The sequence below is a fragment of the Pseudomonas sp. 10-1B genome (assembly GCF_000935045.1).
Classification (GTDB): Bacteria; Pseudomonadota; Gammaproteobacteria; order Pseudomonadales; family Pseudomonadaceae; genus Aquipseudomonas.
Genome location: NZ_JYKS01000077.1, coordinates 1 through 11,061, shown reverse-complemented (window position 1 = coordinate 11,061; position 11,061 = coordinate 1). Strand labels below are relative to the sequence as shown.

General features: G+C 60.3%; 6 protein-coding genes. All 6 read right to left on the bottom strand.

What is annotated here, in order from left to right; all coding sequences use genetic code 11:
• Window positions 1–77: 77 nt before the first annotated feature.
• Window positions 78–941, bottom strand: a complete 864-nt coding sequence (locus TZ03_RS26840; protein ID WP_051101342.1) for an ABC transporter permease — start codon at window positions 939–941, stop codon at window positions 78–80.
• A 14-nt stretch (window positions 942–955) separates the two neighbouring features.
• A complete protein-coding gene (locus TZ03_RS26835; protein WP_051101341.1) occupies window positions 956–1,819 on the bottom strand; it encodes an ABC transporter ATP-binding protein in 864 nt (287 codons plus the stop codon).
• A 6-nt stretch (window positions 1,820–1,825) separates the two neighbouring features.
• Complete coding sequence (locus TZ03_RS26830) at window positions 1,826–2,845, bottom strand: ABC transporter substrate-binding protein (protein WP_051101340.1); 1,020 nt, start codon at window positions 2,843–2,845, stop codon at window positions 1,826–1,828.
• An 18-nt stretch (window positions 2,846–2,863) separates the two neighbouring features.
• Window positions 2,864–3,763 carry a TauD/TfdA dioxygenase family protein gene (locus TZ03_RS26825; protein ID WP_051101339.1) on the bottom strand — a complete coding sequence of 300 codons (900 nt, stop codon included), beginning with the start codon at window positions 3,761–3,763 and terminating at the stop codon, window positions 2,864–2,866.
• A gap of 198 nt (window positions 3,764–3,961) precedes the next feature.
• Window positions 3,962–4,303 (bottom strand): hypothetical protein, encoded by a 342-nt coding sequence (locus TZ03_RS26820; protein ID WP_051101338.1) that lies wholly within the window; start codon window positions 4,301–4,303, stop codon window positions 3,962–3,964.
• 316 nt (window positions 4,304–4,619) lie between these two features.
• Window positions 4,620–11,061, bottom strand: a 6,442-nt coding sequence (locus tag TZ03_RS31785; RefSeq protein WP_051101337.1) for an immunoglobulin-like domain-containing protein, incomplete at its 5' end; no start/stop codon positions are given.

Here is an 11,061-nt window from a genome sequence, read left to right as displayed (position 1 = left end):
GCAGCTTAAACTGTCCAACTTTTTGGGGGCAGTCCATCCTGTGGGAGCTGGCTTGCCGGCGATAGGGCCGGTGCAGGTCAGCGCTGCATTCCCCAGCGCCGCACGGTCAGCCGCTCCAGGGTATTGAACACCAGCCCTTCCACCAGCAAACCGATCAGGATCACCACCGCCAACCCGGCGAACACCTTGTCGGTATACAGCTCGTTGCGGTTCTGGAAGATGTACCAGCCCAGCCCGCCTTTGCCACTACTGGCGCCGAACACCAGCTCGGCAGCGATCAGGGTGCGCCAGGCAAATGCCCAGCCGATCTTCAACCCCGACAAGATCGACGGCAAGGCCGCCGGGACCAGAATGTGCAGCACCAGCCGCAGCCCCTTCAGGCCATAGTTGCGGCCAGCCATGCGCAGCGTTTCCGACACGCCGAGGAAGCCGGCATAGGTATTCAGCGCCAAGGCCCATAGCACCGAGTGCACCAGCACGAAGATCAGGCTGTTGTCACCCAGCCCGAACCACAGCAGGGCCAACGGCAGCAGGGCAATGGCCGGCAACGGGTTGAACATCGAGGTCAGCGTACCCAGCAGGTCCCGGCCCAGTTGGGTCGATACCGCCAGGCTGGTCAGGCCGAAGGCCAGCACTATGCCGAGCACATAACCCTTAAGCAGAATCACCAGCGAGACGCCGACCTTGGCCGGCAGCTCTCCGCTGATCAGGCCGTCCCACAAGGCCGCGGCGGTTTGCACGAAGCCCGGTAACAGCAGGTCGTTAGCCTGGTAGCGCGCGACGGCCTCCCACAGCACCGCGAGCACCAGCAAGATGACCGCTTTGCGCAGCCAGCCTTGCTGCCACAGGCGCTGCACCAGCGGCAGTTGTCGTTCCACAGGCACACTGAGCAGCGGCTCCAGATGCACCTCGTATTCCTGGCGTACAGGTGTAGTGGTCATGGCTGAAGCTCCTGTCAGTAGGCGATGCGGATATCGTTGAAGCCAAGCTCGTCCGGCTGCTCGGGGGTATCCGCTTCGTCGAACAGCAAACGATGGATACGTCGAGCACTGGCCTGGAAATCGCTGCCTCCAAGGCTGCCCAGGTCGTACTGGTGGCTATGCACTTCGGCACGCACCCGGCCCGGGTGTGGCGACAGCAGCAGGATGCGATTGCCGACCACCAATGCCTCTTCGATGGAGTGGGTAACGAACAGCAGGGTGAAACGCACCTCCTCCCACAGCAGCAACAGCTCTTCCTGCATCTTGCGCCGGGTCAGCGCATCGAGTGCGGCGAACGGCTCGTCCATCAGCAGGATCTTCGGCTGCGTGGCCAACGCCCGGGCAATCGCCACGCGTGCCTTCATGCCGCCCGACAAGGTATGCGGGTAGGCATCGGCGAAGGCCGCAAGGCCGACTTTTTCCAGGTAATGCAGCGCACGGTCCTCGGCCTCGGCGCGCTTGAGCTGGCCAGACACCAGCAGCGGGAACATGACGTTCTGCTTCACCGTCTTCCACGGTGGTAGCTGGTCGAACTCCTGGAACACCACGATGCGGTCAGGGCCTGGGCCGCGAACCGGCTGGCCCTGCAGCAGAATCTGCCCTTCCTGGGGCGGGATGAACCCGGCCACGGCCTTGAGCAAGGTGGACTTGCCGCAGCCGGAGGGCCCCAGCAGCACGAAGCGGTCGGCACGATCGACTTCGAAGCTGACCTGGTGGGTGGCACGCACCACGCGCTGCGCGGTGCGGTATTCGAGGCTGAGGTTATCCACCTTGAGCAAAGGCGGCGTTGCGACACGGCTCAGGTTGCTGGCCGTGTGGCCTGGCAATGGGGCGGTCATGATCGATCAGCTCCCCTGCAGCGGGCGTTCATCCTGGAAGAAATAGTCCTTCCACGATTCCGGCTTGTGCTTGATGGCGCCTACCCGGTAGAGGAACTCGGCCAGCTTGTATGTGTTCTTTGGCGTCACGGTGAATTCGTATTGCGGGTTGTCGATCAGCTTTATCAGTGCGTCGCGGTCGATCTTGGCCTTGGTCACGCGGATGTAGGTGTCAGCGGCGGCGGCCTTGTCTTTCTGGGCAAAGTTCGCAGCCTCGGCCAGGGCATCGACGAAGGCCTTGTAGGTCTTGGGGTTGTCCTTGCGGAACTTCTCGGTGGCGAACAGCAAGGTCGGCGAGTTGGGGCCGAGCAGGTCATAGCTGTTGAGCACCACGTGCACGTCCTTGTTGGCCAGCACCTGGTCCTGGAACGGCGGGTTGGAGAAGTGCCCGTTCAGCTCGGTGCCGCCGGCCAGCAGCGCGGCGGTGGCATCCGGGTGCGGCACCGCCAGGGTGTATTTGTCGAGCCGGTTATATTCCTTGTCACCCCACTGCTGGGCGGCGGCGTACTGCAGGAAGCGCGACTGCACCGAAACCCCTACCGCGGGTACGGCGATGCGGTCCTTGTCGGAGATGTCGGCGATGGTCTTGACGTTGGGGTTGCTGCTGACCAGGTAGTACGGGAAGTTGCCCAGCGAGGCCACCGCCTTCACGTTCTGCCGGCCCTTGGTGCGATCCCACACGGTGAGCAGCGGGCCGACGCCAGCACCGGCGATGTCTACCGAGCCGGACAGCAATGCGTCGTTGATGGCCGCCCCCCCCGAAAGCTGCGCCCAGTCGACCTTGATGTCGATGCCCTGCTCTTTGCCGTGTTTTTCGATCAGGTGCTGGTCACGCACCACGTTCAGCAACAGGTAGACGATGCCGAACTGCTCGGCGATGCGGATCTTGCCTTCGGCCTGGGCCACGCCGGGGGCAGCCAGGCCGCCAACGACCAGGCTCGCGCCCAGGCCAATGCTTGCCGCCAGGCGGCTGATGGATTTGCGCATGATGGTTTTCCTCAGTCGTCAGAACGGGACATCGCCCTGGATGGTGGTGCGGTACAGCTTGCGCCGCAGGTGTGCGGGGCAGCCGGTGGCCAGGTGGATCAGCGAGCGGTTGTCCCAGAACACCAGGTCATGGGGCTGCCACTGATGGCGGTAGATGTTCTGTTCCAGCACGCTCAGGACATACAGCTGTTGCAGCACGTCGCGGCTTTCATCGTCTGGCAGGCCGACGATACGGGTGGTGAAGCCTTCGCTGACGAACAGTGCCTTGCGGCCGTTTTCCGGGTGGGTGCGGACCACCGGGTGAATGACTTCCTGTACCTGCGCCAGTTGCTCGGTGGTCAGGGTCGGGCGCCAGTTGCCTTCGAACTTGGTCTCGGCATAACGCGCGGTGTAGGAGTGAGCGGCGCTGCGGCCCTCGACCACTTTACGCAGGGCTGCGGGTACGGCGTCCCAGGCCTTGTGCATGTCGGCGAACAGGGTGTCGCCGCCTTCGCTGGGCAGCTCCTGGGCATGCAGCATGGAGCCGAGGCTTGGCAGCTCTTTGTACGACAGGTCCGAGTGCCAGAATTTGCCGGCATCACCCAGGCCAATGTTGCGACCGTCTTCGATGATGTTGGAAACGATCAGGATCTCGGGGTGGCCTGCGAGCAGGAACTGCTTGAGCACATGGATCTGCAATTGGCCGAAACGGCGGCTGAAGGCAATTTGCTGTTCAGGGCTGATGCGCTGGTCGCGGAACACCAGCACATGGTGGTCGAGGTGGGCACGATGGATACGCGTGAAATCCTCGGCGTTGACCGGCTTGGCCAGGTCCAGGCCTATTATCTCGGCGCCTACGGCACCGGCGAACGGGCGGATTTCGAAGATTTGCGGCTGGGCGCTGTCGATGGTCGACAAGGCGTTCGAGGCGGCTGACATTTTTCACTCCCACGCAGTGCGCGACGTCGATGGCGCGCAACGATCAGAAACGCACGGGGTTTTCCCGTGTGGGTTCAAGTCGTGCGGCGCATCGATTGGTCGACGGGTACGCAGTGGAAATGACTATAAAGTCATAAGAGTAATAATTTAAATACCTTTAAAGAATAACCATATCACTGGCGCTGGGGCGCTGCGCGATCAGATCAGGCCGCCCTGCTCTTCTTCATCGATGAGGTTGTTCAGGCTGCTCAGCGCCTTGCGCGCCGTGGACCGGTTAAGCAGCTTGGCCTGCGCCCCGGCGGGCAGGTCGGTGATCTTGAACACACCCTTGGCAGTCAGAACGTCGATCAGGTCCTCGAGCACGCGGATCATGTCCAGGTCGCTTTGTTTGAGCTGGTTGAGGCTGTTTTCCACGAGGTCATCGGCAAACCATTCCTGGATATCGGCGTGGTCGGCAGGGAGCATTTCGGTGAATTCGTCAAAAGCGGCTGCTTCTACCCGCAGCAACTGGCCGGCGGCGTCGCGTTGCACGTAGAACATGGCGGTGTCCCTCGTCACGTTGGTTCTTTGCTGGTAGACAGCAGCATAGGTAAAGATCGCCAGGCATACAGGCCCGGCGCCTGAGTATGCGCTGTCACGCAGTTGTGGGAAAGGCCGTGTGGGAGCGGCTTTAGCCGCGAACACCAGCAACGCCGGTGCCATTCCACCACGCTGGCTTCTTCGCGGGTAAACCCGCTCCCACAACCGCGCAGCACATGCGGGAGCGGCCTTGCGTCGCGATAGAGCCGCGAAGCGGCTCCACGGTTTCAGCAACTACGCCGAGACCGCTGGGGCTGCAGGGCAGCCCGCTAGCGCATCAGCCATCTTTGTTGTGGATGATGATGGTCGGGTCGGAACCATGGATCAAGGAGTTGATCGTGGTGTTCGACCAGTTCACCCCTTCGAGCTTGATGGTGACATCGGCATTGGCCAGGCCGCCGTCGGTGTTGAGCTTGCCTTCGCTGCTGACCTGCAGCGTCGTCGAGCCGTCTGCGAAGCTCATCTTCAGGTAGTTGTCGATGCTACTGCCCTTCTCGCCCTGGAGCAGGTCGCTCAGGTCGATACGGTCGTTTTCACTCTCCTTGAAGTCCTTGATCACGTCATTGCCAGTATCACCGGCCTTCCACACGAAGGTGTCGGCACCGCTGCCACCGATCAGGATATCGTTGCCCTGGCCACCAATCAGGGTGTCGTCGCCGCTACCGCCCAGCAGGATGTCGTTACCCTTGCCGCCATCGAGCGTGTCGTTACCACCTTGGCCGAAGAGGATATCGTTGCCATTGCCCCCATTCAGGAGGTCCTTGCCATCGTTGGCACCGGAGATATCGAACTCGGTGTAGTGTTCGGATACATACTGGTGGACATTTCGCGTCTCGAGCGCACTTGCATCAACACCACTCTTCTGAGCGACGTAGTCCTTGAGTGCTTGATAGCCCTCGGTAACGACACCGTTGAGGGTGATCAGGTCACCGAAGATAATGTCGTTGCCGTTGCCGCCATCGATGGTGTCGGCGCCCGGCAGCGTTGCCTCGGAATGGCCAAGAATCGCCTTGGCCAAGTCGGACGGGTCGATGTTGGTTTGTGGCTTGCCGTCGCTATCGTAAGGCTTCAGGTCGCTCAGCGTGACATTACTGTTCAGGCCAATGGCCTGCACCTTGCTCAAGCCGTCAGTGCCACCCAGCACGTTGAAGCTCGCAGTGGAACCTGCCGCCGACTCCACGTAGTTCCTGTATTCAGCGTAGCCAGTGCCATCCAGGCTGGAGAATTCGTATGTACCGTCCCCCTGTGCGTGCAGGGTTCCGACCGTCTTGGTGGAATTAAGTACTAGCTCACCTTTTCTGTTCTCGGTGTAGGTCAGTACCTTGACTACACCACTGCTGCTGATTTCGACCTTGTGAGTCGCGTCGGCCCAGTCACTGAAGGTGTCGCCAACTTTATAGTTGTTGACGTTGACCACATCATCCAGGCGCTTGCCATTCTTCCACAGGCTAGGGTTGGTGGACTCCCCGCTCTGGTAGTAGGTGGGCTTACCGTCGGTGATGAAGTAGGTCAGATTCTCCGCACCTTTGTTGCTGGTGGCCATGCTGCTTTTGAAGAAGTTGGACGTGGTCTTGAACGCATCTTCGTAGTTGGTACCACCGCCGTAGTCCCCACCCACCATCGAGTTCAGCACTGCCTGCAGTTTGCTCAGTGCATCCGAGTCGGCGAGATTCACCGCCACGTTCTTGTTGACGTGGGTATCGAAGTCGACCAGGAAGATGTTCACAGTACCCGAAGTATCGGAGCCCAGGCTGCCTTTGAGTGTATTGAACACCGATGCCAACTGCGCCTTTGCATCGGCAATCGACTTGTCGCTCATGCTGCCCGAGCTGTCGACCATGAAGGCGATATTGTAGCTCTTGCCCTGGACCAGGTTCAGGCCAGACACATCGGCAACGATGATGTCATTGCCTTCGCTGCCAGTGATTGTGTCGCTACCTTTAGTACCTACATCATGGCGGTAAGTCGCTTCGTAGACCTGCACCGTAATCTTGTCGATGGCGCTGTTGGAGCCACCGAGGCGTTCGGTGGCCGTCGAGGTTACAGTGATCTCGAACGAGCCCTTGAAGTAGGTTGGCGGCTTCAGCGTCAGACCACTAAGCGTCCAGCCAGTCACATTCACAGGCGCTGTGCCTACCGTGACCGTATGACCAGCACCATCACTCAACACGGTGCCTTTCGGAATACCGCTGAGCGTTACGCTCAGGCTTTCGGAGCCGTCAGTATCGGTCAGGGCAGTGGAAATACTGACCAGTTTGACCGAGCCACCTTCTGGCCCTTCGTTAAGCGTGTAGCCGTCGTAGTAGCTCTGACCATCCACGGTGTGCAGGTCGGACACGCCCAAGCCGGCTTTGGCCATCTCGGTCACGTTCTGGTACATCTTGATGTTCGAACTGCTGAGGTCAGTGACAGGCTCCGAACCTGCCTGGATGTTCAGGTCATAGCTGCCAGGGCCGGCCTGGTTGGCGTGGTAGACCTCGATTGGGTAGTAGCCGCTGGTTTTCGGCACGAAGGTTCCGCTGAACTGGGCGTTAGCACCCCAGGTTGCGGTAACCACGGTCTTGCCACCAATGGTGACCACGAAGCTGTCGTCGGCCGTGCCGCTGAAGGTGTAGGTCTTGGCGGCTTCCAGGTAGATCAGGCCCGAGGTTTTCGAACCGGTGCCAGCGGTGACACTGCCATCGGACTGCACATTGGTGGTGGTGCCACTGGAGCTGGCGTCGCCGGAATTGGCAAAGACCGTTTTCAGATCCTCGCCGGTGATGCCGTTACCACCGGTGCCCAGGCCTTTGAGGCTGGTCCAGACTTCCTTGGTCAGGCCTTTGGACTCGATATCGGTGCTGCCGAAGCTCAAGGTCGGCTTGTCGGCAACCGGGCTGATGTCGACCTTCATGGTCACTTCGCTGCCCACGTTGGTACCGTCGTTCGCCTTGTACTTGAACTGAGCGTAATCAGCCTTCTGGTCACCCACACCGAAGCCGCCGTAGTTGTCCGCGCCAGACTCATTGCGTACTGGTACGAATTTCAGGTTACTGGCGTCAATGTCGGCCTGGCTGACCTCCTGGCCCACGGCCACGTTTACCCAAGCCTTGCCGTTGAATAACTGCAAGGTACCAGAGGCCGGGATCGAGGTGATGGTTACGAGCAGGCCACTATTGCCATCGGCATCGGTGACGTTGAAGTCGCTCCACTTGAACACGTAATCAGTGTCTTCCACACCATACACCGCACCACCGGTGGAAACCGGCAGGTGATCGTTGTCGAGGATGGACGTGGTCACGCTCGCCTTGCTGCTGTCGACCTGCAGGTTCTCGAAGTTGCCACCGGTGGCAGTCTCGATCTTGACGGTGAAGTTTTCAGTGGGTTCAACCAGCTTGTCGTCGAGGGTCCTGATGTCGAACGTGGTGCCGCTGCTGTAGGCCGGGATGGTCACCGTGGCGACACCGTAGTAGTCCGAACCATCTGTGGCGGTGCCGCTGTAGCGAAGGGTGATGGTGACCTCAGCTTTCGCCTCATGACTGAGAGTCAGCGTGTAGCGGCCGGTTTCACCTTCAATCAACGAGGTGGTGCCAGTGATGCCAACTGTGGACACATCGCCCTGGTTGCTCTCGCCCGGAGTACCCACGCCTGGTTCGTCGACCACTTTGGTGCTGGCAGCCTTGTCGTCCAGCTTGAGGTCTTCGAAGCGGCTTGCACCTGGGCCGCCCACCGACTGCAGCGACAGGCTAACGTTGTTGTCGCCGATGTACACGTTGTCCGGGGCGACCACGGTCACACTGCCGCTGCTCTCATTAGCCAGTACGTTTATGGTGGTCTTGCCGTCACTCAGGGTGAAGGTCAGGGCACCGTGGTTGTTGATCAGCAAGCCATCCGGGCCGGTCAAGGTGACGGTGTAGGTGATGTTGCCACCTTCGGTCACTTCCGGAGTCGCGGTCAGCTTGGCCACCACTTCGGTCGTGGTGTCCTTGATCTCGACGCTGGCCGACGACTGGGTCAGGACCAGGTTCTCGAACTTGCCGCCGCCCGCCAGTTGGGTGCCGGTGATGCTTACAGTCAGGGAACCCGCGTCGACGTAGACGTCTTCACCCTGTACATCGTTGGTCCAGATCGCAGACGTCTTGCCTTTCTCGATGACCACTGACTTGCCTTCACCCAGCAGCACGGTCAGGTTCTGGTCCAGGGCCTCCTTGATGCTGATGGTGAAGGTCGGCTTCTCGTTCTCGAAGACCGAAGTCTGGTTGGCAACGATGCTCAACTCGACCTTGTCGCCCTGGTTGCTCTCGCCCGGAGCACCCACGCCTGGTTCGTCGACCACTTTGGTGCTGACCGAGGTCTTGTCCAGAGTAAGTTGCTCGAACTTGCCGGCACCGATGACGGAGGCAATCGACTTGACCACAGCATCATTGGCACCGGTGTAGACGTTATCCGGGGCGGTGATGGTGACCGTGCCGATATTGCTACCGGCCGGGACAACGATCTTGGTCTTGCCGTCGTCCAGGATGAAGGTCAGCTGATCGTGGCCGTCGAGCGGCAGACCGTCTTTGCTGCTCAGGGTCACGGTATAGGTGATCTTGCCACCTTCGGTCACCGACTCGGTGGCGGACAGTTTGGCCACCACTTCGTTGATGGTGTCCTTGACATTGACCGAGGCAGCGCCGCCCAGCTGCAGGTTCTCGAAGGTACGACCGTCGATATCCACTGCCGACTTGATGCCCAGTCTGATCTGGCCGCCGTCTTTGTAAACGTCTTCACCTTGCACAGCATGGGTATATGGCACGCTGGTCTGCCCGGCCTTGATAGTGACCTGGGCGTTGTTGCTCAGGGTCACGACCAGGTCGTGATCCAGCGCGGTGTTGATCTTGACGGTGAAGGTCGGCTCCTTGTTCTCGTAGACCGACTTCTGGTTGGCCTCGATGGTGACCTTGACCAGGTCGCCTCCGTGGCCGGGGGTGCCCGGTTCATCGGTGACTTCAGTGCTGACCTTGGTGCCGTCCAGCGTCAGTTTTTCGAACTTCCAGGCGTCGGCGCCGCTGACGTATTTGAGGCTCTGTTCGACCGCTGCGTTGGTGCCGGTGTAGACGTTGTCCGGTGCGGTCACGGTGACCGAACCGGTGGTGCTGTTGGCCGGCACAGTGACCACGGTCTTGCCGTCGCTCAACGTGAAGTACAGCGTCGAGTGCTTATCGATCGGCAGACCGTCTTTGCTGGTCAGGGTCACGGTGTAGGTGATCTTGCCACCTTCGGTCACCGACTCGGTGGCGGACAGTTTGGCCACCACTTCGTTGATGGTGTCCTTGACACTGACCGAGGCTGCGCCGCCCAGTTGCAGGTTCTCGAAGGTACGACCGTCGATATCCACGGCCGACTTGATGCCCAGTCTGATCTGGCCGCCGTCTTTGTAAACGTCTTCACCTTGCACAGCATGGGTATATGGCACGCTGGTCTGCCCGGCCTTGATAGTGACCTGGGCGTTGTTGCTCAGGGTCACGACCAGGTCGTGGTCCAGCGCGGTGTTGATCTTGACGGTGAAGGTCGGCTCCTTGTTCTCGTAGACCAACTTCTGGTTGGCCTCGATGGTGACCTTGACCAGGTCGCCCTGGTTGCCGCTACCCGGCGTGCCCGAACCTGGCTCGTCGGTGACCGTGGTGCTGACCTTGGTGCCGTCCAGCGTCAGTTGCTCGAATTTCCAGGCATCAGCGCCACTGACGTATTTCAGGCTCTGTTCGACCGCTGCGTTGGTGCCCACATAGACGTTATCCGGCGCAGTCACAGTGACCGAGCCGGTAGTGCTGTTGGCCGGCACGGTAACCACGGTCTTGCCGTCGCTCAACGTGAAGTACAGCGTCGAGTGCTTATCGATCGGCAGTCCGTCTTTGCTGGTCAAGGTCACGGTATAGGTGATCTTGCCACCTTCAGTCACCGACTCGGTGGCGGACAGTTTGGCCACCACTTCGTTGATGGTGTCCTTGACATTGACCGAGGCAGCGCCGCCCAGCTGCAGGTTCTCGAAGGTACGACCGTCGATATCCACGGCCGACTTGATGCCCAGTCTGATCTGGCCGCCGTCTTTGTAAACGTCTTCACCTTGCACAGCATGGGTATACGGCACGCTGGTCTGCCCGGCCTTGATAGTGACCTGGGCGTTGTTGCTCAGGGTCACGACCAGATCGTGGTCCAGTGCGGTGTTGATCTTGACGGTGAAAGTCGGCTCTTTGTTCTCGTAGACCGACTTCTGGTTGGCCTCGATGGTGACCTTGACCAGGTCGCCTCCGTGGCCGGGGGTGCCCGGTTCGTCGGTGACTTCAATGCTGACCTTGGTGCCGTCCAGCGTCAGTTGCTCGAACTTCCAAGCGTCGGCGCCACTGACGTATTTCAGGCTCTGCTCGACCGCTGCGTTGGTGCCCACATAGACGTTATCCGGCGCAGTCACAGTGACCGAGCCGGTAGTGCTGTTGGCCGGCACGGTAACCACGGTCTTGCCGTCGCTCAACGTGAAGTACAGCGTCGAGTGCTTATCGATCGGCAGTCCGTCTTTGCTGGTCAAGGTCACGGTATAGGTGATCTGACCACCTTCGGTCACCGACTCAGTGGCGGTCAGCTTGGCTACCACTTCGTTGATGGTGTCGGTCACTTTGACCGATGCGGCGCCGCCCAACTGCAGGTTCTCGAAGGTCGCGCCAGTAGCGTCAACGGCCGACTGGATGCCCAGAACGATTTGG